Annotated in this window: 22 protein-coding genes, 1 tRNA gene and 1 riboswitch; of the genes, 14 read left to right on the plus strand and 9 right to left on the minus strand. The window is 46.6% G+C overall.

The window, feature by feature from the left end:
* The first annotated feature begins 183 nt into the window (after nt 1–183).
* Nucleotides 184–873 carry a hypothetical protein gene (locus RIG66_RS13930; protein ID WP_446378918.1) on the plus strand — a complete coding sequence of 230 codons (690 nt, stop codon included), beginning with the start codon at nt 184–186 and terminating at the stop codon, nt 871–873.
* Nucleotides 870–1,946, plus strand: a complete 1,077-nt coding sequence (locus RIG66_RS13935) for a tyrosine-type recombinase/integrase (RefSeq protein ID WP_446378920.1) — start codon at nt 870–872, stop codon at nt 1,944–1,946. The genes RIG66_RS13930 and RIG66_RS13935 overlap by 4 nt, the downstream gene beginning before the upstream one ends.
* A gap of 140 nt (nt 1,947–2,086) precedes the next feature.
* Here RIG66_RS13935 and RIG66_RS13940 read toward each other — a convergent pair.
* The 3 genes from RIG66_RS13940 to RIG66_RS13950 form a co-directional block, all read right to left on the minus strand.
* Nucleotides 2,087–2,159, minus strand: a tRNA-Phe gene (locus tag RIG66_RS13940).
* Between the two features lie 277 nt (nt 2,160–2,436).
* Nucleotides 2,437–4,308, minus strand: a complete 1,872-nt coding sequence (locus RIG66_RS13945) for an alpha/beta hydrolase (RefSeq protein WP_446378921.1) — start codon at nt 4,306–4,308, stop codon at nt 2,437–2,439.
* A 254-nt stretch (nt 4,309–4,562) separates the two neighbouring features.
* Complete coding sequence (locus RIG66_RS13950) at nt 4,563–4,859, minus strand: hypothetical protein (RefSeq protein ID WP_006103659.1); 297 nt, start codon at nt 4,857–4,859, stop codon at nt 4,563–4,565.
* On the opposite strand from RIG66_RS13950, the gene RIG66_RS13955 reads away from it, so the two are divergent.
* A complete protein-coding gene (locus RIG66_RS13955; protein WP_446378923.1) occupies nt 4,859–5,086 on the plus strand; it encodes a hypothetical protein in 228 nt (75 codons plus the stop codon). The two genes, RIG66_RS13950 and RIG66_RS13955, sit on opposite strands and share 1 nt — an antisense overlap.
* Here RIG66_RS13955 and RIG66_RS13960 read toward each other — a convergent pair.
* Entirely contained in the window at nt 5,079–6,143 is a 1,065-nt protein-coding gene (locus RIG66_RS13960) for an ABC transporter permease (RefSeq protein WP_446378925.1), read from the minus strand. The genes RIG66_RS13955 and RIG66_RS13960 overlap by 8 nt on opposite strands.
* A 50-nt stretch (nt 6,144–6,193) precedes the next feature.
* Nucleotides 6,194–6,712: an adenine phosphoribosyltransferase gene (locus tag RIG66_RS13965; RefSeq protein ID WP_446378927.1), complete on the minus strand. Its 519-nt coding sequence runs from the start codon at nt 6,710–6,712 to the stop codon at nt 6,194–6,196.
* Nucleotides 6,713–7,125: 413 nt separating this feature from the next.
* Between RIG66_RS13965 and RIG66_RS13970 the strand changes: the two genes are divergently transcribed.
* The 3 genes from RIG66_RS13970 (at nt 7,126) to RIG66_RS13980 (ending at nt 10,623) form a co-directional block, all read left to right on the plus strand.
* On the plus strand, nt 7,126–8,463 hold the full coding sequence (locus tag RIG66_RS13970) for an RNA-guided endonuclease InsQ/TnpB family protein (RefSeq protein WP_446343213.1): 1,338 nt from the start codon (nt 7,126–7,128) through the stop codon (nt 8,461–8,463).
* 14 nt (nt 8,464–8,477) lie between these two features.
* Nucleotides 8,478–9,104 (plus strand): DUF3038 domain-containing protein, encoded by a 627-nt coding sequence (locus RIG66_RS13975; RefSeq protein WP_446372313.1) that lies wholly within the window; start codon nt 8,478–8,480, stop codon nt 9,102–9,104.
* Nucleotides 9,105–9,183: 79 nt separating this feature from the next.
* On the plus strand, nt 9,184–10,623 hold the full coding sequence (locus RIG66_RS13980) for a DUF4335 domain-containing protein (protein ID WP_446378930.1): 1,440 nt from the start codon (nt 9,184–9,186) through the stop codon (nt 10,621–10,623).
* Between the two features lie 279 nt (nt 10,624–10,902).
* Here the strand turns inward: RIG66_RS13980 and RIG66_RS13985 are convergent, their stop codons facing one another.
* Nucleotides 10,903–14,208: an efflux RND transporter permease subunit gene (locus tag RIG66_RS13985; protein WP_446378932.1), complete on the minus strand. Its 3,306-nt coding sequence runs from the start codon at nt 14,206–14,208 to the stop codon at nt 10,903–10,905.
* Between the two features lie 176 nt (nt 14,209–14,384).
* A complete protein-coding gene (locus RIG66_RS13990) occupies nt 14,385–14,645 on the minus strand; it encodes a DUF2281 domain-containing protein (protein WP_446378934.1) in 261 nt (86 codons plus the stop codon).
* A 201-nt stretch (nt 14,646–14,846) separates the two neighbouring features.
* On the opposite strand from RIG66_RS13990, the gene RIG66_RS13995 reads away from it, so the two are divergent.
* Nucleotides 14,847–15,362: a Uma2 family endonuclease gene (locus RIG66_RS13995; RefSeq protein WP_446378936.1), complete on the plus strand. Its 516-nt coding sequence runs from the start codon at nt 14,847–14,849 to the stop codon at nt 15,360–15,362.
* The gene (locus RIG66_RS14000; RefSeq protein WP_446378938.1) at nt 15,277–15,516 is read left to right on the plus strand and encodes a hypothetical protein; all 240 of its coding nucleotides are present in this window, start codon (nt 15,277–15,279) and stop codon (nt 15,514–15,516) included. Before RIG66_RS13995 ends, RIG66_RS14000 begins: the two co-directional genes overlap by 86 nt.
* Nucleotides 15,517–15,795: 279 nt before the next feature.
* Here RIG66_RS14000 and RIG66_RS14005 read toward each other — a convergent pair whose 3' ends face one another.
* A complete protein-coding gene (locus RIG66_RS14005; RefSeq protein ID WP_446378940.1) occupies nt 15,796–20,562 on the minus strand; it encodes a phosphorylase family protein in 4,767 nt (1,588 codons plus the stop codon).
* Between the two features lie 150 nt (nt 20,563–20,712).
* Here RIG66_RS14005 and RIG66_RS14010 point away from each other — a divergent pair, with 150 nt between their 5' ends.
* From RIG66_RS14010 to RIG66_RS14025, 4 genes are all read left to right on the plus strand, one after another.
* A complete protein-coding gene (locus RIG66_RS14010) occupies nt 20,713–21,264 on the plus strand; it encodes a hypothetical protein (RefSeq protein ID WP_446378942.1) in 552 nt (183 codons plus the stop codon).
* A 44-nt stretch (nt 21,265–21,308) separates the two neighbouring features.
* On the plus strand, nt 21,309–21,680 hold the full coding sequence (locus RIG66_RS14015; RefSeq protein WP_446378944.1) for a calcium-binding protein: 372 nt from the start codon (nt 21,309–21,311) through the stop codon (nt 21,678–21,680).
* A 444-nt stretch (nt 21,681–22,124) separates the two neighbouring features.
* A complete protein-coding gene (locus RIG66_RS14020) occupies nt 22,125–22,448 on the plus strand; it encodes a hypothetical protein (RefSeq protein WP_446378946.1) in 324 nt (107 codons plus the stop codon).
* Nucleotides 22,445–22,645: an HNH endonuclease gene (locus RIG66_RS14025; protein WP_446378948.1), complete on the plus strand. Its 201-nt coding sequence runs from the start codon at nt 22,445–22,447 to the stop codon at nt 22,643–22,645. The genes RIG66_RS14020 and RIG66_RS14025 overlap by 4 nt, the downstream gene beginning before the upstream one ends.
* A gap of 229 nt (nt 22,646–22,874) precedes the next feature.
* On the opposite strand, the gene RIG66_RS14030 is transcribed toward RIG66_RS14025, so the two are convergent.
* Nucleotides 22,875–23,348 carry a TspO/MBR family protein gene (locus tag RIG66_RS14030; RefSeq protein ID WP_446378950.1) on the minus strand — a complete coding sequence of 158 codons (474 nt, stop codon included), beginning with the start codon at nt 23,346–23,348 and terminating at the stop codon, nt 22,875–22,877.
* Nucleotides 23,349–23,521: 173 nt separating this feature from the next.
* A riboswitch (cobalamin riboswitch) is annotated at nt 23,522–23,668 on the plus strand.
* Nucleotides 23,669–24,022: 354 nt separating this feature from the next.
* Between RIG66_RS14030 and RIG66_RS14035 the strand changes: the two genes are divergently transcribed.
* Both RIG66_RS14035 and cobW read left to right on the plus strand, forming a co-directional pair.
* Nucleotides 24,023–24,415: a DUF1636 domain-containing protein gene (locus RIG66_RS14035; protein ID WP_446378952.1), complete on the plus strand. Its 393-nt coding sequence runs from the start codon at nt 24,023–24,025 to the stop codon at nt 24,413–24,415.
* 12 nt (nt 24,416–24,427) lie between these two features.
* Nucleotides 24,428–25,462, plus strand: coding sequence for a cobalamin biosynthesis protein CobW (cobW, locus tag RIG66_RS14040; protein WP_446378954.1), 1,035 nt, complete (start codon nt 24,428–24,430; stop codon nt 25,460–25,462).
* Nucleotides 25,463–25,472 lie beyond the last annotated feature (10 nt).

Below are 25,472 nucleotides of genomic sequence, written 5' to 3' on the forward strand. Positions count from 1 at the left end.
CAGAAGGTTTTCCACACAAGGGCTGTAGCTTTTGATCGCCTCAAAATAAATTGAAATTCGGGTAAAAACGGTTAAAGCTATTGCTGTCCAATACTTGGGCAAATCTAACTAACAATTTAGCACACTAACTACGGAAGACCCAGCTTTATCAATGAACAGCCGGACCAGGAATTGGCTTATGGATTGTGGGAGCCTGGACGCTGGGCATGGAAGCTTGAGAATATCCGCCCGCTCAAGCAAACGGTCATGGGGACTGGAGCGCTAGGTTTATGGAAACCCATTGATTTGCTGGTGGATCGGCTGGTGGGTGTGGAACTGTGCGATCGTGTGGATGATTCAACAGACGATTGCTGGACTGGCGTAAGGAACTGTGTTGCGGAAGTCATCGAAAGTCCAGGATTGCAAGATGAAATACTGAAGCTTTACCAATTCTTGAGCGATCGCCAACGGGCAGAGGTGATACGTCGTTTGCCCGATGATGAAGCCCCTGGCGCTGAAACCGCAACTGCTCCAGATATATTTGATCAGATCCAGGTAGGCGATCGGCTCGATTCCGGATACAACACCTCTACTTGCATTTGCATCAAAAAATCACTCAAACCGCGACAGATCAAAGTTAAGTGGCTCGGTGGTGGTGCCGTAACCGATTTATGTGAGGAATCGGTAAATGTTATGCGGCTTGGTATCAAGATTCGCCTTACACCGGGATTAAGGATCAAGTACCAAGGTTGGTACGGGCGATTATCCTCCCGATTGAAAAATGGGAATTGGTACGTGAACTGGGAGGGATTTCCCGTCCAAGGATTACGCAAAAAATATGGGGAGCCACCCAAGTGTGCGATCGCACCCCAGGACTTTGAGGTGGTCGAATGAGCCGCCGCCCAAAGGGAACCGTAGCAGTAGAGTCTGTGCAGGGACGGCTGCGGTTACGGCTCCCGGCCTACTGCCCCACGCGATACCTTACCCTTGGATTGGCGGATAACGCTAGGAACCGGAAAGTTGCCGGACATAAAGCCGCACAGATTGAAGCTGACTTAATATTTGAGCGCTTTGATCCGACGCTTGACAAATACAAGAACCCATTGCAGCTTTCTGTTGACAAAACCCCTCTGCTTGACATCTGGGATGCTTACGCCAAGACCCGAACAGACTTGAGTGTCACCACCATCAATACGGATTTTAAGCGGGTGCAGGAACGGCTGACAGCCTGTCCTGTCACCTTAGATAAGTCCCAAGTTTTTAAAAATTGGCTCAGTAAAAACTATAAGCCGGGAAGCGTAAGGCGAATATTGCTTCAACTTAGAGCGGCTTGTCACTGGGCTATTGATCAAGGAATGATTCAAAATAACCCATTTGAGAATCTTCCAAGAAAAACCCAAAGCGCAACTGAACCAGACCCATTTACCCAAAAAGAACGGGATGCCATCATTAACGGTTTCAGATCGAGCCGTTACTACAGCTATTACACTGATTACGTCCGCTTTTTATTCTGGACTGGCGCTAGGACTAGCGAAGCGATCGCGTTGAAGTGGAAGCACATAAGCCCAGGGCTTGAGTATATAGTTTTCTGTGAGGCGCTGGTCAACAAGCAGATAAAGGACACCAAAACTCACCAGCCAAGGCGGTTCCCTCTTAACCAATCCCTCAAGCTGCTTTTGTCTAATATCTGCCCAGACCCAATCGATCCAGAACAATTAGTCTTTCGGTCTAAAGAGGGTCTGGCGATTGATCCACACAATTTCCTAAATCGGGCTTGGCGGTCGATCTTGGTGCAGGCAGGCGTCCGTTACCGCCCTCAATATTCAACTCGCCATACATTTATTACTCTATGCCTAGAAAAGGGGGTTCCCGTTTCACAGATATCAAAATGGGTGGGAAACAGCCCAAAAACCATCTGGCAACATTATGCGGGAATTATTGACACGGTGGCAGTTCCGGAACCGTAGCCCATGAGGAGGAATCATATCAATCTCATATCATTTTTGATTGGTTTTGACTCAAAAACCTCAATTAATGCCAAGTAGTACATAAACACTAAAAAACGCTACACACTCGCCGTGTAGCGCCTTTTAATATGGTATATTGATGCCAGGAGGCGGACTTGAACCGCCGACACGGGGATTTTCAGTCCCCTGCTCTACCGACTGAGCTATCCCGGCTTGTTATCCCTTGCGCTTAACTAAGCTAGCAAACTTAACAAGATTTTGGCAAGCCTGATCAGGAATAAATGTGATTTAGTCTACCTCTTGTTGGGTCGTTCAACATTTGCTAACCCTTTATTATATACCAATAGGTTACATTAAGCAACTAGATTTGCCCATGGCTGAAATCTCCTAGAGCGCCAGTCCAGGTACAGCACTCTGTAGTTTAAGCGTCAAGCGATATAGCACTACGCACACACGTTAGGACAAAAGAAGAAAAATTTAAATCGCTCAATTAACTGATTCCGGTTAAACGGCGATTATAGGTATTCATAAAATTCGTAAAAATCTGATTAAGTTGCCCTGGGCAGCAATCAGTCTGGGTCATAACCTGGGAAGAGTTGGCAAAGGGTGAAAAAATCTTCCCGATCGCATCTTGATTGAGGGTAGGGAAACGGATGGCAATCTTCTGGTTACTCACACTTAACACTTGGAACCAAGTGGTTAAGCTAGGGGGGAGTTGAGTACTCAGGCGTAAGGATAAGCTGGGAGTGGAAAGCGATTGGGCGTAAGCTGGTGTCAAAAATGGTTTATAACGTTGGGCTTCAGGCGTTAGCTGTTTAATGAAGGCTAAACTCACGCCTCGAAACAGCCGACGTAGGGGTTCTGCATCTTTATCCGTTAGTTCCGGCACCAAGGTACTGCTGGTTACAGCTTCATTGAGAGTAGCGCGGTCGGTGACACTTAAATGAGTCCCCCCCAGCGCCACCAGCAGATACTTGAGTCCGCCTAACTGATCAAAGGCGCGAAGTTGGTGTTCCAGAGAGGGGGTAATCGCGTCATTGGTTCCCGTTAACAGCAAGGTGGGAATTTTTACCTCCTCTAAACCCGTACTGCCAAATAAATGTCCAGTAACGGCGTTGAGCGCCATTACCTGAACCACCCGCCGATCGCGTAACGGTACATTGTCTTCCTGTAAGTCTGTGGCAGAACATTGAAACCAGTCAGCGGGTGAGCGTTCTAGGGGACTACGCTTTTGACAAAACTCTCGTAATTCCTCTAGGTCAAGTTGTCCTCCGGCTAAAGCTAAAGCTGTATAGCCGCCTAGGGAATGACCAATAACGGTAACTTGTTCCGTATTCAATTTGCCCCGTAATGATCCATAGCTTCGATTAATTTTCGCCAGCCGATCCAAGACAAAGCTAACATCCTGAGGACGGTCGATAAACTCCGATGGGGGTAACACCTCTCCAATGTTACTCCTGAGAGAAACCCCACTAAGCCAGCTAAAATTACTGCCGGGATGTTCTATTGCCACAACAGTTAAACCATTAGACGCCAGATGACGCGCTAAGTAGGTTAAAAATTTGCGGTCAGAGCCAAAGCCGTGGGAGAGGACAACCAAAGGTCCTGACGTATTGCCCACCCAGTAAACATCCACGGGAATAGCCCGATCGCGATCGCGATCCCGTAGCCTCAGGGTACGTTCCCGGACATATTGATAACCAGTCACCGTTGGGTCAAAGTCAGCCGCAAACTCTGGGGTATCCGCCATGGTGAGTTCCTGTTCCAGGATCGGATTAACCACTTGAGATTGTAAGTAAGGTAGATTCATTTGCAGCACAATCGCGATCGCGGATGAGGCATTGATTGTGACCGTTTCTTCTGGGTAAGCTCTTAAAAAACTTAGCACCGACAATCCATTGGCTTGGCGTGCCGCTAAAAATAGAGCTGCTTTTAACTGATCAAGACTGCTATCCGGGAGTACCCTACCAATTTGATCCAGTAAGCGTGCGCCATCGGTAGACAGCAGCAAATCATTGATAAATTTCTCCGCCAGATTGGGATCGAGTTGCAGGCGTCTGTTGAGTACCTGCTGAACTTGGGGGGTGAGTAAGGAACGGTAGGGTGTGAGAGTTGGCGGTAGCTGACCCGTCTGCGCCCATTCTTCTAGATCCGCGATTTCCACCGATTGCTGAAACGGTCCTAATTGCAGCGTGACTCGTTCCGCTGCATTCAGCGGAGTGGCGATTCCCCAAGAAAGGGCTACGCCGAATAAAAAAATGTGGTGTTTAAGTTTCTGGATTAGCCCTCTGGACTTCACTCCTTTTCTAGGTTGAGTACGCCGAGAGTCCTTGCGATCAAATCGATTCACTTGAAACGTCATTGGGGTGTATGAAAAAAGACATAGAGTTCCCATTAAAGCGACCCAACACCGTCTATATAAGTTTCCCTGACATGGTTATTGCTACCGCCAAGAAATACATACAGGGTACGGGTTGAGCAATCCTATCTTCATTCATTGTGAACGAATAGCATCAGTCTTCTAGTTTATCTAAAGATAGAATTTGGCGTAATCTTGACTTAATTTATTTTCAGAATCTGGGCAGAATACTTATCCTTAGACGTAAGACATTGATGTCACCCCCCATAAGATAGAAACTCTATTTTGGGAATCAAAGGGTCTTGTACAATCCCGACCCCATGAAATCCCCAGCGTTGGAGTAGTCCTTTTAACTGGGTTCCGGAAACCGACTCAACGGCAAAGCGATCGCTTAGATCAGCCGCATGGCTATTCAGATAGCTGAGGGCTTCAAACCGTTCGCGAAACATCAATAAGTAACCTGCCCCCATCTCACGATCCCTAGCATTAGGCTGGGCGACGAGATAGCGACCATCAACTCTGGAAAGAATTAAGTAATAGATTTGGCTAAACATTGGTCATTGGTCATTCGTCATTGGTCATTCGTCATTGGTCATTCGTCATTGGTCATTCGTCATTGGTCATTCGTCATTGGTCATTCGTCATTGGTCATTCGTCATTGGTCATTCCTTCTGTAGAGGCGGGTTTCACGACTATCCTTTTTTTCTCCACCCAGATGGGGCTAAACCCGCCCCTCAACCTACCCCTAATTGATAGGTTTGACTTCCGATTAATTATTTGAGATTTTCTAGGCGAATGCGCGGGTCAACAAATTTGAGCAGCAAATCAGCGAGTAAGTTACCGACAATCAGCATCACCGCCGCCATCATCAAGGCTGCCATCACCAGATAGGTATCTTTAGCGGTGACAGCTTGTAATGTCAATCGCCCTAAACCGGGCCAATTAAAGAAAAATTCAGCAATAAATGCACCACTTAACAAGCTAGCAAATTCAAAACCCAGGATGGTGATTAGGGGATTAATGGCATTCCGTAAGGCATGGACATAGATGACTCGATTTTCTGGAAGTCCCTTGGCGCGGGCGGTTTGGATATAATCTTGCCGCAAAACATCCAACATTGCCCCGCGTGTAATCCGTTGAAGTCCGGCAAAACTGGTGATCGAGAGGGCAAGGGTGGGTAAAATCATGTGCCATCCAATATCCAGGACTTTACCAATGGGAGACAAATCGGCATGATTAATACTGGTCATGCCACCCACCGGAAACAGCGGTGAGGTGTATTGGGCGATAATCAGCAGCACCAAAGCAGTGATAAAGCTAGGAAAGCCTTGACCGGTATAGCTAATCACCTGTAAAGCGCGATCGCTAAAGCGGCTTTGTTTAACAGCCGCAATAATTCCTAACGGAATCGCGATCGCCCAAGTGACGATAATCGAGGAAATGGCAAGCAGTAAGGTGGCGGGGATACGTTCCCAGAGTAGAGACGATACGGAACGAAAATAAACAAAACTCTCACCAAAATCTCCTTGAGTCACCACTCGCACCAGCCAGCGCCAATATTGCTTGTAGGCAGGTTGATCCAAGCCAAATTGCTGTCGGAGTTCCTCAATCCGTTCCGGGGAAATCTTGGGATTTTGCCGCAGGGTGTCCAAGTAATTGCCTGGTGACAATTGAATGATGGCAAAACTGAGGGCAGATGCCAGAAATAAGGTTAATAAAGCTTGCAGGAGACGTTTGACGATGTAGAGAAACGTCTCACTGGTGACAATCCGTAGAAACCCCGTCCATGCCTCATCTAAGCCCTGACGAGTTGAAGAATCCTGTGTTGAAGAAGTCATGGGTGTTTTGTGTGAATTGAAGAACGGAACCAATCACCAATCACTACTGCCTAATACTCAACCAAGTTAACAATCGGTACATCAGGCAGCTTTTGACGCCCCTGTAAATCCCTTAGTTCGATGATAAAACTAAAGCCCACCAGTTCACAGCCAATTTTTTGCACCAGCTTGGCAGTAGCGGCGGCGGTGCCTCCAGTGGCGATTAAATCATCGGCAATCAGAATACGGCAACCGGAATCAAAGGCATCTTGATGAACTTCTAAGCGATCCATACCATATTCCAGTTCATACTCAATGGTATGGACAGCGGCGGGAAGTTTACCCGGTTTACGCACAGGGATAAACCCAGCGCCGAGTTGATAGGCAAGGGGAGGACCAAAAATAAAGCCACGGGATTCGATCCCGACAACATAATCTGGTGTGAGTCCTGCCTGTTTACAGGTTTGAGCCAAGAGGTCAATCGTGTAGCGTAGTCCCTCTGGGTGGCGCAGCAGGGGGGTGATATCCCGAAATACGATTCCAGGTTTGGGAAAATCGGGGATATCTCGAATCAGCGACTTTAAATCCATAGGTAGATAAGGAGCTTGACTAAAACGTTTAACAATTGAATAGAAGGAAGCAGACCGACCGATTGTGAGTTATTGTGCCATGATCGCATCGGAAAGGGTGAGTCAGTGACTTGCCATTGGCTACCAGCCAAATCGTACACTAGAAATCTAGAGGGTTGAACGATGAGACGGGCTAGTCCTGCAAGTGCCTAGCCAATAACCCTAATTCTGGGCGGCGATTCAATAAAACTCGCCAGGATTTCCCCTCCTCAAAGCGAGTGACGAGTGAGCGTTCAGCTCACGAAGCGTAGATGGGGGAGGAATGGCGGGACGGCGGAGGTACAGAGCCGTCCAACACAAAGCTTGTTTCTTACGACTATGGTAATATAGAATAAACTCGTAAAACTATTGCTTGAGTAGGGGACGTAAAATTGATGGGGCAAACCCTAACCGCCAAATTAAAATTAGAAGCCACTTCGGAGCAGAAAGAAATGCTTCGAGTGGCTTCTTTGGCGTATAGGGATGCCCTAAACTTTACTTCTGAGATTGCTTTTGAAATGTGTAAAACCTACAACGGCACGAAGATTCAGAAGGAAGTTTATTATACGTTGCGAGAGCGGTTCAATCTTCCCTCACAAATGGCTTGCAATGTTCCTCGACAAGTAGGAGCAGTCTACAAATCATTGCGAACAAAACTAAAACAGAACGAGGCGGCGCTTAAAGCAGGTCGAACCAAGAAACGATACAAGGGATTGGACAAGCCACCCAAATTTGTTTCTCGCACCTGCACGTTAAATTATCAACGTGACTACTCATTTGTTAAAGACCAGAAAGTAAGTGTCATCACTCTAAATGGTCGGATCAAGGTGAATTATCAAGGCTACTCCAAGCACCTCGAAATGATTAATTCTGGAGTCGCCAAAATCGGAGCAGCAAAGCTCTGGTACTCCAAGCCAACTAAAACTTACTACTTGTTAGTAAGCCTGGAGGTAGAAGTACCAAAACTAATACCAACCGATATTAATCGAGTCATGGGTGTGGATGTTGGGGAGCGATACATTGCTGTTGCCGCAGATACTCGGAACAAGACTCAGTTTTTCAGTGGCAAAGAGGTGAGACACAAGGCTTCTCGTTATGTGAGAGCGAGAAAGTCTTTGCAGCGTAAAGGCACCCGTAGTGCAACTCGTAGATTGGTGGCACTGTCTGGACGGGAGAGACGGTTTATCGCTGATACAAATCACTATATTGCCAAACAAGTTGTAACACCTAACACGCTAATTGGATTGGAGAATTTAACTCACATTCGAGAGCGGACAAGACCGAAAAGGAAGGGTAAAAAAGCATCGAAAAAACAGCGTAAAGCTAACAGGAATAAAGCCAGCTGGTCATTTGCAGAATTACACAGCTTTATTGACTACAAGGCTGTACTGTCTGATAGCTTGGCTGTAAAAGTAAATGCTCATTACACTTCTCAGGCTTGTCCGTGTTGCGGTCACACATCTAAAGAAAATAGACCCAACAAGGGTCTAACTTTTGTGTGCCAGCAATGCGGTTATACTCTCCATGCTGATTTAGTTGGTGCTAGGAATGTTGCACTGAGAGTGCTACTCTCTCGCCAAGAGTGGGAGAGTACGGGGCGTATTTCAGCCGTCCCTGATGTATCTGGTGATGAAACCAAAACTGATTACCGCTTTAGGTATTCAGGGCTGAGGTGGAGCCAAGATGCAATCCCCAACTTCAACGAAGTGACGCCTCAAGGCTCAACGGAGTAAGTTGGGGTAGTTGAATGATTCTTTCTGTAAGCGTAATGCCGACAAACAGTCCTGATGCCCCATCCCATCCCGTTATTTTAGATAATTTACCCGATCCTGGTATCTCAGATCGGGGATGCCCGTCCCGAAGTCGGCAGCAGATTGACCTGATTTTACTTGCCATTGAAGCGCTGGAACTGGGGGGGTCTGAGGCGATGCTGCTCGTCGCTAAACAGCTAGAACTACAGGATATTATCAACAATCGTGTGGTTCTTTGGCGTCTACGCTGCACTAATCCCTTACGACGCTCTCACACGCGCCGCCCGCTGAACCTAGAAGAAGCGAAAGCCTTGGTAATTATCGCCAGTTATCTGGCTCGCCGGATGACGGTTGTAATTCGCCAACTGCTTCTGGCTTACGAACAACTGAGTCAAAAGCAGGTTCCCATCGAACAACATTTTCGCTTGTCCTCCTATCTAGAGCGGTTCCGGGCGCATTTCCGTAGCCGGATGAACCCACGACGGGCAAAAGTTTCTGTCTACAATACCGATGAAAAGTTAAATGAGCTAGCATTGTCGCTGTTAGCGCAGTTGCTGTTTTGTACAGGAACCTCTGGTATGCAGCGATTTTGGATCAGTTTGTTTGATGGGGAAGTTGGATGAACGATCTGATGAAATGGTCGCTCCGTAGATGTCAACTATCGGCATTGGCTATAATATTGGGTTCCATAAGGAAAAAACGATGACAATTCGACGCCAGTACAGTTTGCCCAACTGTACGCTGATCCTAGAGGGATTAAGTGATACAACCACAGGGGGAGATCAGCTTGATACTCGCCCACTGATGACGATTCTGGTTAATGCAGAATGCCGTTTTATGGGTCAGCCGCAACCCATTAGCGGCGGACGAGATTTTTTTGAGAACCTAGTTCAGTCGGTCAGTCGGTATGCTCAAGAATTTTTGAGTCATGTCCCTCACCCCCAACTTGATGGCGCTAAACCGCCTTTAGTGCAGTTACAATCACTTCCGGATAAAAACTTGCACCGTTTAAAGGTGGGGCAACCCGCCGAGGCACTTTCGGGTGTTCCCGCTGATTCCCATAGCGCATCTGGTGCGGCTGGGGGAGGGATGGATGGTCAAAACCCTGTACAACTGGATTTAACCACGGTACAGCTCTTTGATTTAGTTGAGGCGATCGATCAGTTCCAGGCGGATCAGCGCACGTTGCCCGAGCTAACTGTACCCTTACAAGCGATTTCCCGACGGTATCGCCAAGCTGACAAATCCGTCGCCCAAAGAAGCGCACCTGCTGCGATCGGGGTGACGAGTTTAGCGGTAGTGGGGTTGGCATTGTTCTTTGTACCCGTTCCAGAAGTGCGTCCGCCCAAGCCAGCCTCTGAGTCGGAGGTTACGGAAACAACCTCCCCAACTCCAGATAGCCCCGATCAGGTGACGCCAACTCCCACCTCAAGTCCCCCTTCGGCGGCTGAACTGGAAGACGAATTAACCGACACTCAAGAGATTACGAATCCCACGGAGTTGAGTTATTTGAAGCGTTATCTGTACAGAGAACTTGATCAAGAATGGGATAACCGGGAAGGGTTAAGTCAGAATTTAGAGTATCAGGTTACGGTTGGCGGAGACGGAGATATTTTGGGTTATAAGCCGATTGAGGATACGCCTATTGATAGTGCAGAAAACACGCCTTTACCGGAGTTGAGCTATATTCCTACAGAAGGCGGTACAGCAACTCGCGAAACCTTTGCTTTATTCCGGGTGGTATTTACCCCAGGTGGTGTGTTGCAAATCAGTCCTTGGCAAGGCTATCAGGAAGAACCTGGTTTAGGACCAGAAATCACCGATCGCAGGTTACTCAGAGGATTAAATAATCAACTCTACAACACGTTAGACGAACGGTGGGAAGGAACACAGTTATCACGAAGACCATTAAATTACCGAGTGGCTGTCACTGACGATGGCACGATCGCGGACTACGAACCGACCAATCAACCCGCTTGGGATTATGTAGCGGAAACACCGTTGGCAGAATTAGCTGACCCAGAAGCGGCTGGTATTGGTAGTGGGGAAACCGGATTTGTTCCCGACCAACCCTTAGCTCAGTTTCAGGTGGTGTTTAAGCCGAATGGTGTGCTGGAAGTTAGTCCCTTACGGGGATTCTGATGAGATGAGGGAGTAAGCTGTTCGGCATTTAAACATTAATGTCAACAATGGCGAAATCCTTGTAGTGCGAGCATCTTGCTCGCTACCCATTCCCAATTTAAATGCATGACAGCTTAGTTCAGAAGAATCAAGCTGGGCGGTTTAAACCGCAGCTACACAGACCAAACCCGCCTTCGCGGGTTATAACAATTATAATTTTCTACTATCTCCCATATCTCCATTTGACTTCCCATGATTGGAGACGTTCCAGCGGAACGTCTCTACTGCTAACGGCTATTACTACACTGATGCTTTAGTCTTATCGCGGTTTTCTGTTCCCTGGTTCTTTTTCCCTGTTCTTACACTGGCTCCTTTTTTACGATTCTTATCCCCAAAACTATCATGGAGTAACGTATAGAAACAGGGAATAATAAATAACGTTAATCCCGTTGCTAGTGATAATCCCGAAAACACAACCACACCTAACGGTTGTAAAAACTCTGACCCTTTGCCAATCCCCAGCGCCAGGGGAAACAAGCCTAAAACTGTGGTAATTGTGGTCATCAAAATTGGTCGTAAACGTTGCGGTGCGGCTTGCAAAATGGCTGTTTTGCGGTCAACCTTTTCCCGGTAATAAATTTGATTGGCAAACTCCACCATCACGATCGCGTTATTCACCACAATCCCTACCAGCAGTACCGCCCCCACCAGAACCGTTGCGCCCATGGCGGTTTGGGTGACATAGAGTCCCAAAATTCCCCCAGCTAAGGCGAGGGGTACAGTCAGCATAATCACTAAGGGGTCAATTAGGGAATTATACTGTACCGCCATCACCACAAACACCATAAACGCGGCTAATCCTCCCAGTATCTTCAGAGAATTTTGGAGTTGCTGATTGGTTTCACTGGCGGAACTGGGTAAGATAGAAACCCCCTCCGGTAAATCTAATTCAGCTAATACCGCATTGGTTTCCGCTAACGCCTCACTCAGCGTTGTACCTTCATTTAGTGTCCCCGCAATTAAGAACACCTGGCGCTGATTAATCCGCTGAATTTCACCTGGCGCTTGTCCTTGATCAATTGCGGCGACATCCCCCAATTTTATTTGGCGATTATTATTGGTAAATAGGGGTAACTCTTTAATCTGAGACACACGCTGAATCGCCGCCTGATCAAGCTGTACCCGCACATCCACCAAGCGATCGCCCCGTTGTAACTGTGTCGATACCGAACCTGCGATCGCGGTTTGAATGGTATCGCCAATTTCCTGGGCGGTTAACCCCAATTGGGCGACTCGTTCCCAGTCGGGACGAATCTGAATTTCGGGTTGGCGATCATCTGCATCCGGGCGAAATTGGGCTAAGGTTGCGCGTTCATCTAACGCTTTTAAGACTTGGCGCCCTGCGGCTTCTAATTGCTGCGTGTTGGTTCCTTGTAAGCCAATATCTAAATCCGCCCCACGAACGGGTGAATTACTTAAAATAATCCCCCGTACTTCACCCGGGCTGAGGCGTAGACGAGTTTGGACTAAATTTAAGGTTTGCAATTCTTGATTGACTGTCTCAATAAATGTCTCGACATTACTATCCGATTTCAGCGCAATTGTACTTGTCCCTCGTAACAAGTTTTCTGAGGTATTTCCCCCAAACAAAAACCCGCCGGATGTGGTAAATGCATACTCAGTTTCTGGCTGCGCCAAGAGAATATCATCCACCGCCATCATCACTTGGCGATTTTGTTCTAGGGTAGTTCCTGGTGGAAATTGGGCAAACATCCGGGCTTGTCCGGTATCAATTCGGGGCAGAATTTCTTGGGGAATTTGACTGGCTAGGGCTAAACTTCCGCCGCCCAGAATTAAAACAGCCAGGGCGATGACTAAAATACGATACCGCAGCACCCGTGCTAGAAACCCTTGGTAACTCCGAGTTGCGGCTGCAAAGCGATGATTAAAGGCTTGTAATAGCCAAAATCGATTTAAACCACTGGATCGAGGAATGGCTAATAGGCGAGAAGACAGCATGGGGACGACTGTCAACGCTACCACTAACGACGCAGCGACAGCAAAACTAATCGTTAAAATTAATTCACTAAACAGGAGGGAGAAAAAGCCACCAATGAGTAAAAAAGGGAGGACAGCAACTAAGTTGGTACTGGTGGACGCAATTAGCGCTGATTCTACCTCTTGAGAACATTGTTCGGCTTGAGAAATGATGGATTGAGACGGGGTGGGTTGAGTTCCGTTATCGGTTTTGTCCGCAACCTTATCGGTTAAATCCGTCCCTAAATCCTGACGTTCAGATGCGCCATGGTGCGTCTCTACATCTCCTGACACACCCACCGCGATCGTTTCTAGCATAACGATCGCATTATCCACGACAATCCCTACACCTAACGCCAATCCCCCTAAACTAAACACATTTAGGGATAAGCCAAATAATTTCATTAAAATCACAGCGGCTAGGGTGGCGAGAGGAATGGCGATGACAATAATTAAAGTTTGCCGCAATGAACCCAAGAACAACAAAACGGCAAACGCGGCTAATGTTGCTCCCACTAACCCCGCACTGGTTACATTGGCAATAGAATTTTGGATGAAAATAGATTCATCCAACGTCGCTACTAATTCAATATCCTCTGTAATTAAACCGGATTGCTTTAGCTGTTCAATGCGTTTTTTCACTCCATTGACAACTTCAATCGTATTCGCATCCGGTTGTTTCTGAATACTAACTTTAACCGCTGGTTCTCCATTCAGAAAGACAAATACCCGTCTATCTTCCGTCCCATCAATTACCTCAGCAAAATCGCGCAGATAGACCCGACGAGACAGATTGGTGGCGTCGGTATCGTCTATTTCAAAGGACAAATTCCGCAGTTCTGCCGCATCCTGGAAACGTCCCATCGTTCGCGTCAAAGGTTCCGACTCTTCCCCCCGTAGTCGTCCCCCGGCTACATCTTGATTCCGTTCATCTAGGGCATCGAGGACATCGGTTAATCCTAATCCTAATCGCTGTAAACGATTCGGATCAATCAGCACTCGAACCTCTTCGCTCACTCCGCCAGACACATCCACCGAGGCGACGCCAGGAACCACACTCAGTTCACGACTGAGTTCTTCATCGGCAAAAACGCGCAAATCCACATCGTTTAGGGATGAAGATTTTAGGGCTAATTCATAAACGGGTAATTGAGAGGGATCAAACTTAAATAAACGCGGTTCTTCGATAATTTCGGGTAAATTTGATTGAGCGCGATTATACGCCGCTGTTGCATCATTTAGCGCCTGATCAATATCACCCCCTGGTCGAAAAAACAAGTCTAAACTAATTCGTCCCTCGCGAGTTTGGGAGAAGACTTGGATAACGCCCTCCGTCGCACTTAATCCTTGTTCCAAGGGTTTAGTAATTTCCTCAACCGCCACCTCTGGCGAGATACCGGGCGCTCCTAAACGTAAGCCAATCCGGGGATAGGTAATCGAGGGTAATAAATCGACCTGAATCTGGAGAATAAAGAATATCCCCAGCACAATAACGGCTAGGGTTAAGACGAGGGTACCGATATGGCGGCGAATCGCGATCGCACTAATACTGAGTTTGTCATTTGTCATTTGTCAAAACACTGATTTCACGGATTTATTTGAGAGATTGGGGTGGGGAGGTGAGAGGGGAATGACACTGATTTCACGGATTTATTTGAGAGGTTGGGGCTGAAAAGGTGAGAGGTTGTTGACAGGAATTTTACTCAAAGGATGGTTTTCTTTCATTTATTATTAATCGTATCTGGTTAAGTTATGACTCCCTGCTTTCGATACTTAGTCAGCACAAGTTGTTGATAGTTACTGGCTGGTTGATGAGGAGAAATCTCTAGGCGATCAACCGACTCAAACCATTGTCGCCATGCTTTTTTAACATCACTGTTAGGCTTATCTGTAGCCGTGCTGTGTTGTTGCTTGTACCTCAAAAAGTCAATAAAGTCGCTGATTTCCTGTAAAAGTGGCTCCGGCAATTGTTGCAATTTGGCAATGGTGGTTTCGCGAATCGTCATCAGAATTCCCTCTCCAAAATTTCCCCGTGCTAGTCTTTGACCATTATAGGAGTAGCAATCGTTATTCTGGAGGCGTTAAGCAGCAGCCGTCGGTCAGAATTGGAGGACTTATGGCAGGATTTCAAGGAAATGGGCGAGAGGTTGCCTAGGGTCATCCTACCCCTACTGCTACAATCAAAGCAAGCTTAAACAATCTGGGTTATGATAGCCACTCCCCAACAATCGCCAAAAATGAGCTTTGAGGACTATCTCGAATGGGAATCTCAGCAAGAGATTCGCTATGAATATGTCAAGGGTGAAGTCTTTGCTATAACAGGCGGTACGATTCCTCATAACGATATTGCTCTCAATCTCTACAGAGCCTTGTATCCTCATCTGCGTTCCAGAGGTTGTCGGGTTAATGTCTCAGACGTGAAGGTGCAAGTGAGTCCGAAGAGCATTTACTACTATCCTGATGTTATCGTCAGTTGCGACCCTGAAGACCTTAACGCTCGCAAGTTTATTCAAAACCCTAAACTTATTGTAGAAGTTCTCTCTCCTGGTACAAGTGCTAAGGATAGAGGGAAAAAATTCACTTACTATTTGACAATTGCCAGTTTGCAAGAGTATATCTTGATTGACTCGGAAACTCTTGACGCGGCTAGACTTAGACGGTTCTCCGATAGTTGCTTCTGTCGAAGTCGTCAGCTTTTTATCTCAGTTTGGACAGGTGGCTGACGGGAAAGAGACGTTGTTTTCCTCCAATCTAAGCTGTTACGCATTTAAATTGGGAATGGGTAACAATCAAGATGCTCGCATTACAACGATTTTTCCGTTGTTAATATTAAGATTTAAATGCCGAACAACGTATTCAACCTTTGACAAGCGATGAAGATTCAGACTTTATTGCTGAGTTAACGAACAACCTGTAGGGGCGACCCGCTTGATCTAATTAATCACACTAATCCACTCAATTAGGTCGGGTCGCTCTTTATTCATAATTGATCTTAGAACATTGGGTGCGTTTAGCAAAAGCTCATGCGTATAAACGCTTGAAGACATTACCATGAACCAAATCACGTCTTTTTGTTGGACTTCAGACTAATCTCACAGATAGCGGTAATTTTGCCAAATTTTTCTTGTTAATCTCCTATGTTTCGATTGATAATTTTTAGCTAGAAGGGAGACGTCGTTTCCGTAATCTTCTTCTAGGAGCTACATAGTATCCTAATCGCGTCGGTCTACGATCAAGCACTTCTAAGGCAGATCGCGTCTCTCGAAGATTTAAGGTAAGTAGCTGCTCGAAGATCTGAAGACCAACCTCACGGGATGAGGGCTGACGATGCAACTTGATGGCAATCGTGGTTAAACTTTCTGCAATAAATGCAGTCGCCCTGGCTGGATTGGTGAGTTCTACACCAATGTTAAGTAGACTCTTACAGACTTCAGCCACAATTTCGGGATTGTTATCTACCAGTTCTTCGGATTCGATAATTTCAGTCAAATCATTAGCGGCTTCTAAGAGTACCCCCTGGTTCTTGCAAACTGCTTGAATAATCTTCAGCATTCCACTGTTTAACTGAAAGTGGTCTCTGCTCCAGCGGAAGACACTTGCCACTGCCTGTTGAACAGATGTGGCGGAAGAGGAAGCAAGGGTGTAAAGAATTTCTGCCGCGATCGCTCGACATCTTCTTTGAATCCATAGATGACTTGCTGCGTGAGCGAGTCCGCAGAGAATTGCTTCATTATCTTGATTAGCAAGATGGTGACGGATTTGCTCAACCGACCATTCATCCTGGTACTGAAGATACTGAACCAGCAACAGTTCTCCATATGCTTGCTGAGAGAAGTTGGAGTGATTAGACCTAAGCATCTCCAGCCAGTCTTGGACAGTTTCTTTAGGTTCAAACCAACCGATCGTGCGTGAGATAAAGTAAAGTGCCCAAGCATATTGAAGAACTTCTGGGCAGTTATGAATAACCTGGTCAAAGAGTTCAGTTGCCTGAGTGCGATCACCATTCAATAGTGGTGGCATCCGCGTCAAGATATCGACCCAAACTGCTGGATGCTTTTCTCTATCCAGTTGTGATTTAATAAATTTTGCCCAGCCTGCTAAATCTTGAGGGTTTTGCCCGAGATACCCCTCCGCGATCGCTCGCACAATACTGCCTCTACCACTAGGTAGGCTATGTGAACCGCCTACACCAAAAAGGATGGGTGATTTTAGAGCGGAACGGCGATCCTCGTTACTCCGGTAATACTCTAACTCGGGTTTGGTTTGCGTAGGTAACCAACTTTCCATGAGAGCCAAGACTCGTGCTGGAAGCCCTTGATTACGCTTAGCAACTTTTTCCAGAGCGCGTGCAGCATCATCGCGAAACTCTTCTGAAGTGAAGCCGCGCTGGTCGAGATTTTCGACAAGTTGAATCAGATCGCAAGATGGAAAATCTATTTCTGTAAGGTTAACTACTGCCTCCCCTGCATAACCTTCGTGGCGCTGTGGCTGAAGGCGGGGAAGAAGCCGTAGAAATCGATCAGGATCATTTTTGACAAGTTCACCAAATTCCCTGGATTGTTCCCCTACACCTCCAGAGCGTAATAAATCTTTACTCCATCTTCGCTGAGGATCATCCCACTTAATTTCATCAGAAAGCTGATCAAATAAGCTTAAGAGATGCTCATCTTTTGCACGAGCCATTTTTTCCCTGGTCATGCGTGGTCCGACAATTTGAGCTTCTCTCACGGTTGGGTATCGATCTTCAGCAACTTCCCACGGAAAAGCCCGAATTTCTGCATCTCTCAGGCGTTTGCCTTCTGTACTGAGACACTCATCGGGAAATGCAAGTAAGAGTTGAAGTCGATGCTGGCGGTTGTATTGTGAAAGTTGGAATCGAGTATCGGAGTCACAATTCTCCCAAGGATGATAGTAATTGAATTGACGAATAGCATCCTCGATTTTCACCCTGTCATCTGGTGATAGATGTGGGCAAACGGAGGAAATCAGCCGTTTTGTTTCGTAGTGATAACCTTCTATACTATCCCCAAGAAATAAACGCCTTTGATCGCCTAAAAGATAATCCAAGATAATTTGTGGCTCCTGACTAGATATCTTCTCTAATCCACGAGCGAGTAACCTGTGAACCAGAAGTAAATCTGATTGCAGGTTTTGCGCTAAAAGAGCCAAGAAGCTTTGCCTGTGATTCTCAGCGAGGTTCAAAATGGCTGCCAGCAGCGCTTCAATAATTTCTCCATGATGGTGCTCCAGACTAATTGCGTGATCCTCACGATAGCTTGTGCTACTCAAACGAGTGTCTCTTACAATCTGGTCAACCAGATCGGTAAACCATGTCCAGATTGCATCTAAAAAAGTCTTTGGATTTACCTGTGCAAATTTCTCAATTTCATAAAAACTACCCTCCAATAACCGTTGTAGAGGTTTTCTGGGATCGTGCCAGTAATCATGTGCATACCACTCTGCTTCGTCAGCATCGGGTGGCAACTCTGGAGGCGACACCTGACTAGCTTTAACTGCCTGGGTTAACCGATAGTCCAAATGACCACGAATAACTCTCGCACCGTAGTCCGGTAAAGTCTCAGTGATTCTTTCAGCGATCACCCTAACATCATGCCATTCAAAATTGGAACGCCGAATAATTTGTTCTGTGAGCCAAACTATTTGGGGAGTCCATTGACTGATACTCCAAATTAAGCGAATGCTCAAAAAATCGTAGGTTGCGTCGTTAAGCCAGTATTCTTCTAGCAGGCCCCAGACATCTTCAGATGCAAAACTGGTAGCTGTGGTTAGCAGTGAAGAACAATAGACAGCCTTTTCTGCTGGTTTCTCTAACCACTGGGTAAATTCAGGGCGATCGCGCAAACGCCTGAACCAGCCCGGACTCCCAATCATTGCATCTAGAACTTTGATTCCCTCTGTTTCTGAGTTGAGTAGAGGGATGAGTAATCCAGCCTCAACTGAATCGGGATTAGGTTGCGCTCCTACAAATTCAATTAGCAGATTGCGAATGTGAGGTCTTACCTGTTGTTGGGAGGTTTGCAACAGAGTTGTTAATTGCTTCTGATATTGCTGAGTAGCTGTGCCACGAACATAGTTCAGGCTCCTTAGCAAAATAGGTCTTACAAAAAGACCATCCTGTCGTTCTAAAACGAGTTCGGTCAGGGATTGTGACCCACGGGCAAAAGCACGGGCAAGGGTATGGTCATAGTAGGTTTGGTGACGGAAGCCGATGGTCGCATTCTCTGGATTGGTCATTAATAGTCCAGCTCGCTCCAACGCCTGCCAAATTTCTGGAGATGTGTCGGTGATCGCATCTGATACCCATAAAACTTCTTCTTCCGTCATGCGATCAGCAAGCTTTTCCAAAAACGCTACGCATTTTTCAGCTTCTGGTTGTTTCTTCACCCGTTCTTGCCAGAGGCGGTCTAATAGTTTTTGGGAAGACGTAAAAACATCTCCCGGTTGGGCAACATCGAGAAAAACATTCAGGTGGAGTGGATTTTGTAATAACTCTCGGAGAGGTTCCCCCATGGTTGCGGGTTGATGTCCCGATGCTTCCAAAATTGGGGCAATACTCTCCCAAGCAGGAAGACTCAACTCCAATTTATCGATTTCTTCAAGCCGAGCAAATTGAGAACCATAGCGAAATTCAAATTCCCGACAGGTGGCAACGATATGAACATTTTCACTGCCAGATAATCTTTGAATTAGAGATAGAAGCAGGTTCAATCGCTGGGATTTGCGATCCAGTAGCTCCGAGACAGCATCTAGCTGATCAATCAAAACAACTATAGGCTCTTTGCTGGCAATTGCATAAATGGCATCGTTGGGACGCAACTCAAGATGCAGGTCATGCTGTAACTTTTCAATTGTGTCGATTGCTCCATTCAACTGGTCGGCCTTAATCGCAAAAATGGCAAAACCTTGCCTGACCAGTTCATTTCCCAAGGTTGCCATCAGTGCTGATTTACCCGACCCAGGAGTACCTAGAACAATTGTTGTGGATGATTCTTCTGTTTTGATGCGCTTCAGCAATTCATCTAGCTCAGGACGTTCAATCTGCTGATTATTACTCAATGTGCGCCGCCAACTCAGCAACCCTTTGGAGGCGTTTGCCAGATTTTGTTTGAGCTTGGCGTACTGATCCGGACTTAGACCCAGAGAGGAACTAGCCTCTAATTTTGCCAGTATTTCAAAGGCAAACGCACTGGCGTGATGAGAAGCTTTCTTCTGTCTAACCTGTTCAGGTTCTATAGTATCGTCATTTTTGTCTTTAATCAGATCGGAGATGCCTCGAATCACAATCGCCTTAATCTCCGGATGGTCAGAGGCTGCTTTCAGAAAACCAAATCCCTCCATCTCGACAGCTATCGCATCGTTATAACGCTCCCTCAAGAGTTTGAAATCTTTTGACTCTCTAGTGGCATGCACTTTCTCCCCAGAAGCAATGGGTTTTACATACACAGAGGGTTGGGGATCGGGAATGTTGGATAGCCGTTGTAGCCACTCCCCTTTTCTCTTTATCGAGAGAGCTTCCTGCACCAGTTTAGGATTAGACTTTTCAGATTCAGGGCGATTTGAAAACTGCTCTCCTGATTCCACTTTCCCTGACTCATAGTTGTAAACGCCCGTCGCTACAACTACATCGCCGATCTCAACATCTTTGATCCCTCCAGCGATACCCACAAAGAAAAGGATATCAGGCTTGAAGTGCTTGATCGCTCGTTCTGTTTCTACGGCTGCACTCACATTACCCGCCCCAACTTCGACAATTCCCACTTCCCATTCCTGTCCGTTCGCAACAAATTTTCCCCGTTCGTAAGCGGTTCCCTGGGGGGGTCTATCGTCTTGGAGACCCGTTAGATAAGTACGGACAGCCTGAAATTCAACGTCAAGAGCCGTCAAGACAACAGCACGGGGCATGAGCTTATCTTTTGAGTAAACTGAATATTCACTATTTTGGCGATTTATTCTGGGTTTGCCCAGAGTCAGCGAGAATTTCTTTGGTTGGCAGAGAAAGGGTTTCTCATCCGTCACAATAGATGCAGGGTGTTAGGAACTGGGGATTCAGCCATGAGCGATAAAGACCAAATTCTGGAAATTTTCTTTAAGGAATATGACAAGCTGAAATCGGAGCAAGCTCAACGGATTGGCTTTCGGGATAACTTGTTATATGTGACGCTGGGTGTATTTGGCGGGGTTGTCTCCTTTGCCGTTTCCAACCCGTCCAACTATTATGCCCTGCTGGTGATTCCCTGGGTATGCCTGATTCTGGGCTGGACGTATGTGGTCAATGATGAGAAGATTTCAGCGATCGGCAGATACATTCGCTACAAGCTGGTCAATAAGGTCAAGGAACACACGGGCTATGGAGATCTAGAAACTCTCTTTGGTTGGGAGGTTGCCCACCGTAGTGATAAGCACCGCAAACGCCGCAAGATTCAGCAATTAATTGTGGATGAGATTACGTTTGTCTTTTCCGGCATAATTGCTCTAAGCGCATTCTGGTTTCTGGTTGCTAAACCTCCTTTAGGTGTGACAATTTTGTCCTGGGTAGAGCTTCTACATTTAATCCTGTTGGGAGTAGAGATGTTTATTTATGCTGACTTGGCAGAGGGGCGTTAACCTTTAATTGGGGTGTACCATACAGCAACAAAGGAAGTTAGGCGATGGCGAAAATGGAACAGGATGCAGAACGAGAAGAGCGGATCACAATGGAAATTGTGGTGGATGCTTATGGACCAGAAGAGCAGGCAATGGGCTGGTACTGCTACTTGCAAGATACAATGCAGTTTCCCTTCACAGCCGTCTGCATCAGTAAGCGACGCATTTCCCCTGTGAAAGAAAAGGCAACCGTAGAAGTGGTGGGGATAGCACCAGAGGAGGAGTGCGAACAGGAAATGTTTGTGGAGATTGCCTGGGATGATGATACGCTAGCAGTGCCGTTGATTCAGCTAGAGGCACCAGAGTCAGATGCAAAAACCCAACAGGCGATCGCAGATTGGCATTACTGGGTGAATCAGGGCTATGAGTTTGGGTAAATTAAATTGATAAAGATACTCCAACAAGCAAGGCACAAAATCTCAAGACGGCTAGCCGTGCAGACGCGATGCCCCAGAGCGCGATCGCACTCACAGATGTCCCAGCAAGCAAGCTCTAGTTGGCTTATGGGAATGCAGAGCCAAGGTTAATTTGACGGTGAAATTAGACCCGAACACCATGATGATATCCAATCCTGGCATGGCACAATGCGACTTTTGGACGTGGATCATTGCGTACCCTTGGGTGATTTGTTCGTGGACGCCAATCTTCTGGAAGCGTTGAGCAGTAGTTGTTGGTCAGAATTGCAGGACTTATGGCAGGATTTCAAGGAAATGGGCGAGAGGTTGCCTAGGCTCATCCTACCCCTACGGCTACAATCAAAGCAAGCTTAAACAATACATTACCGCCAATGCAAATTATCCTAGAAGTCCCCGATCACCTGGGTGAAAAACTGCAACAATTGGGCGATCGCCTCCCAGAAGCCCTTGATCGCGCAATTGAGGAACTTACCCCCCCCAGAAACCATCGGCTACCAAGACGAACTTCAGATCGTCGAACTGCTTGCCAATCAACCCAGTCCAGAAGTTATCCTTGCCATCCGCCCCACGCCTGCTTTACAAACCCGCATGAGCGAACTGCTCCATCGCAATAAATCGGGTACACTCTCGCGATCTGAAGAAGTCGAACTTGATCGATACTTGCTTCTAGAACATTGGGTGCGTTTAGCAAAAGCTCATGCTTATAAACACTTACAAACAGCAGCATGAGTTATGTATCAGCAACTCTGCGTCGGCTAGTGACTCAACGCGCCGGAGAGCAATGCGAGTATTGCCGATTTCCCCAAACAGCTTCACTTTTCGCCTTTGAAATGGAACATATCATTGCCCAAAAACATGATGGCATCACTGAAGCTGAAAACCTAGCTTTATCTTGTCCTTACTGCAACCGCTTCACTATGCAATAATCAGACTATTTCAGCTAAGGTGGGCAAGAATTCAAAAACCTTAAAAGCGGCTATCTAAAACTTGATACCTCTTGCCCACCCTACAGCTCTTTTCACGGGAAGCGAAGGGTCAATTCGGGGCGGGTTTAGTCACATCTGGGTGTAACCGAAAAGATAGTAGTGAAACCCGCCCCTACAGGATAAACCCAGGTGATATATTCTCAATTAATAAATACACTTTAATCCATACCTATTTCGCTTCCGGATTCAGTCGAATCATCGCCCAAGTCGTGTAGGTTCCAATCGGACTCCAAATAATATAAGGCAACAGCAAAACAGATGCCCAAACTGAGATAGAATAAACTAAAAGTGCCAAAATAATACTCAATATAGCCCCCGCCCCCCCAATCATCGTACCCACCTTGAGACTGCGAAATCGGCACATTACTGGCGTATAGGCAATTGTTACTATTTCCAACAGCAAATATAACCCCAAAAGCAGCCAGGTTTGAGAACTCCCAGGATTACTTTCCCATACCACATAAGCTGACCATCCTCCACAAATAAAAACCACCGTCCAGATGAAAGGAATCGCCGCCTCAAATGTCAACCATCGGGGACGGCGCAGACGGTTGAACCATCGGACATCATCGGACGTTAACCAGTTACCAGCCAACGCCACTAGCAAGGTTACAGTCCCAATTACCATCCAGGATTTAATCATGTTCTCCCCTGTGAAAATCCCACGACATCGGGTGATCATCCCCAGTTTTATAGATTGAGCTAATCATCCCTATAAAACCAGCTTATCCTTTTGGTACAGGTTTTGTGGTCAGGAGGAAATCACGCCACTCAGCGAAAAGCGAAAAAGGGTAGTCCTTGCCGAACCGACATGGTAAAGTATTAATCTCGGTCGGTTCTAATGGGGAGCAGCCATTGGAGGTAACGGGGAAAGTTCAGTGTAAATCTGGCGCTGTCCCGCAACTGTGACGAAATGAGTCCTTGTTTCTAAGTCAGAATGCCCACCGACAGATAACTTTTCGATGATTCATCTGCGAGGTACGGATGGGAGTTCAAACATTATTGCCAAAATTCAGACGGTTAAAGCAAATCTTAGAAAAATTGCGGTATCCGTCTAGGTAAACATTACTAATCCATACAGGCACAGGTTCACGGACTATTCAAACTAGCCAAACCCCTGATAACGTTTGACTATTGAATTCTGCCTAGCGGTACTAGCCATTCTCTCTAATTTCAGACTGCTGCTATTGAGTTGAAATAGCAGATAGTGAACTGTCTTTAGAAACGGCTGGCAAGCAACACAACCCTCCTAAAATCCCTAGAACTGATACGGTTTTAGCGCTTCATCACCCCAGAACAATTCTGTAATTAAACACAATGACTCATCAACATACCCTATTTGTTTGTACAACCTGCGCCAGCACTTGGCAAGATGGCAAGCGAGTTGGTCAAAGTGGTGGCGAAAAACTGCTAGAACCCTTGCAGGAACTCCACCAAAACTGGTCACTCCGGGATGAATTTAAACTTCAACCTGTTGAGTGTATGAGTGCTTGTAGTCGCCCTTGTGCGGTTTCTTTAGCTGCACCCTCTAAACATACTTATCTGTTTGGAGATTTACCCATCGATGTAGAAACCTTACCCGAAACAGCAGCGGCTATCCTAGATTGTGCCAGTTTATATCATAGCCAACCCGATGGTTTATTGCCTTGGTCAAAACGACCTGAACCCCTAAAAAAAGGCATCTTAGCACGAATTCCACCCTTATCCTGAGGTTAAATAATCATGCATAAAATTCCCGTAACTGTAATTACTGGCTTTCTCGGTTCTGGCAAAACCACGTTGATGCGCCATTTACTGCAAAACAACCAAGGACGTAAAATAGCCGTTCTGGTGAATGAGTTTGGCGAAGTGGGTATTGATGGCGAGTTATTGCGTTCCTGCCAAATTTGTGATGAGGAGGACAATCCCAACGATAATATTGTCGAACTGACCAATGGCTGCTTGTGCTGCACGGTTCAGGAAGAATTCTTCCCGACAATGCAGCAACTCTTGCAACGGCGCGATCGCATCGATTGTATGCTAATTGAAACCTCTGGATTAGCCTTACCCAAACCCTTAGTTCAAGCCTTCCGTTGGACTCCCATTCGCAACGGTGCTACTGTTGATGGAGTAATTACCGTGGTAGATTGTCAGGCGTTAGCCGCCGGAACGTTAGTCGGTGACATTAATGCCTTAGAAGCCCAACGCCAAGCTGACCCCAATTTAGACCATGAAACCCCGATTGAGGAACTCTTTGAAGACCAATTGGCTTGTGCGGATTTAGTCTTGCTGACGAAAATTGATTTAGTCGATCAGGCGACGCTGACTCAAATCAAAGACTGGTTACAGGATCAATTACCCACGGGAGTTAAGGTTGTCCCTTGTGATCAGGGACAAATTCAGCCGGAACTCTTACTCGGGTTCAACGCCGCCGTTGAGGATAATTTAGATAGCCGTCCCAGTCATCATGATACCGAGGACGACCACGACCATGATGACGAGATTAATTCCGTCCAATTTATATCCGATCAAGCCTTTGAACCCAAAACCCTAATCGCCAAACTGCAACAACTCGTGCAACAGCAGGAGATTTACCGGATCAAAGGCTTTGTGTCTGTACCCAATAAACCCATGCGTCTAGTCTTGCAGGGAGTCGGCAATCGCTTCGATTCATTCTATGATCGACTGTGGCACAACGGCGAATCTCGCCAAACTCGATTAGTGCTAATTGGACGTAAACTAGACCAGGCTGACATTGAGCAAGCAATTGGCAGTTAAACGATTAATC

Source organism: Coleofasciculus sp. E2-BRE-01, from assembly GCF_040221695.1.
Taxonomy (GTDB): Bacteria; Cyanobacteriota; Cyanobacteriia; order Cyanobacteriales; family Coleofasciculaceae; genus Coleofasciculus.

Bases quoted from the DNA above. Each gene is read 5' to 3' on its own strand.
- RIG66_RS13935 (WP_446378920.1), top strand. From the start codon at position 870: ATGAGCCGCCGCCCAAAGGGAACCGTAGCAGTAGAGTCTGTGCAGGGA.
- RIG66_RS13945 (WP_446378921.1), bottom strand. From the start codon at position 4,308: ATGACGTTTCAAGTGAATCGATTTGATCGCAAGGACTCTCGGCGTACT.
- RIG66_RS13950 (WP_006103659.1), bottom strand. From the start codon at position 4,859: ATGTTTAGCCAAATCTATTACTTAATTCTTTCCAGAGTTGATGGTCGC.
- RIG66_RS13960 (WP_446378925.1), bottom strand. From the start codon at position 6,143: ATGACTTCTTCAACACAGGATTCTTCAACTCGTCAGGGCTTAGATGAG.
- RIG66_RS13965 (WP_446378927.1), bottom strand. From the start codon at position 6,712: ATGGATTTAAAGTCGCTGATTCGAGATATCCCCGATTTTCCCAAACCT.
- RIG66_RS13970 (WP_446343213.1), top strand. From the start codon at position 7,126: ATGGGGCAAACCCTAACCGCCAAATTAAAATTAGAAGCCACTTCGGAG.
- RIG66_RS13975 (WP_446372313.1), top strand. From the start codon at position 8,478: ATGATTCTTTCTGTAAGCGTAATGCCGACAAACAGTCCTGATGCCCCA.
- RIG66_RS13980 (WP_446378930.1), top strand. From the start codon at position 9,184: ATGACAATTCGACGCCAGTACAGTTTGCCCAACTGTACGCTGATCCTA.
- RIG66_RS13985 (WP_446378932.1), bottom strand. From the start codon at position 14,208: ATGACAAATGACAAACTCAGTATTAGTGCGATCGCGATTCGCCGCCAT.
- RIG66_RS13990 (WP_446378934.1), bottom strand. From the start codon at position 14,645: ATGACGATTCGCGAAACCACCATTGCCAAATTGCAACAATTGCCGGAG.
- RIG66_RS13995 (WP_446378936.1), top strand. From the start codon at position 14,847: ATGATAGCCACTCCCCAACAATCGCCAAAAATGAGCTTTGAGGACTAT.
- RIG66_RS14005 (WP_446378940.1), bottom strand. From the start codon at position 20,562: ATGCCCCGTGCTGTTGTCTTGACGGCTCTTGACGTTGAATTTCAGGCT.
- RIG66_RS14010 (WP_446378942.1), top strand. From the start codon at position 20,713: ATGAGCGATAAAGACCAAATTCTGGAAATTTTCTTTAAGGAATATGAC.
- RIG66_RS14015 (WP_446378944.1), top strand. From the start codon at position 21,309: ATGGCGAAAATGGAACAGGATGCAGAACGAGAAGAGCGGATCACAATG.
- RIG66_RS14025 (WP_446378948.1), top strand. From the start codon at position 22,445: ATGAGTTATGTATCAGCAACTCTGCGTCGGCTAGTGACTCAACGCGCC.
- RIG66_RS14030 (WP_446378950.1), bottom strand. From the start codon at position 23,348: ATGATTAAATCCTGGATGGTAATTGGGACTGTAACCTTGCTAGTGGCG.
- RIG66_RS14035 (WP_446378952.1), top strand. From the start codon at position 24,023: ATGACTCATCAACATACCCTATTTGTTTGTACAACCTGCGCCAGCACT.
- cobW (WP_446378954.1), top strand. From the start codon at position 24,428: ATGCATAAAATTCCCGTAACTGTAATTACTGGCTTTCTCGGTTCTGGC.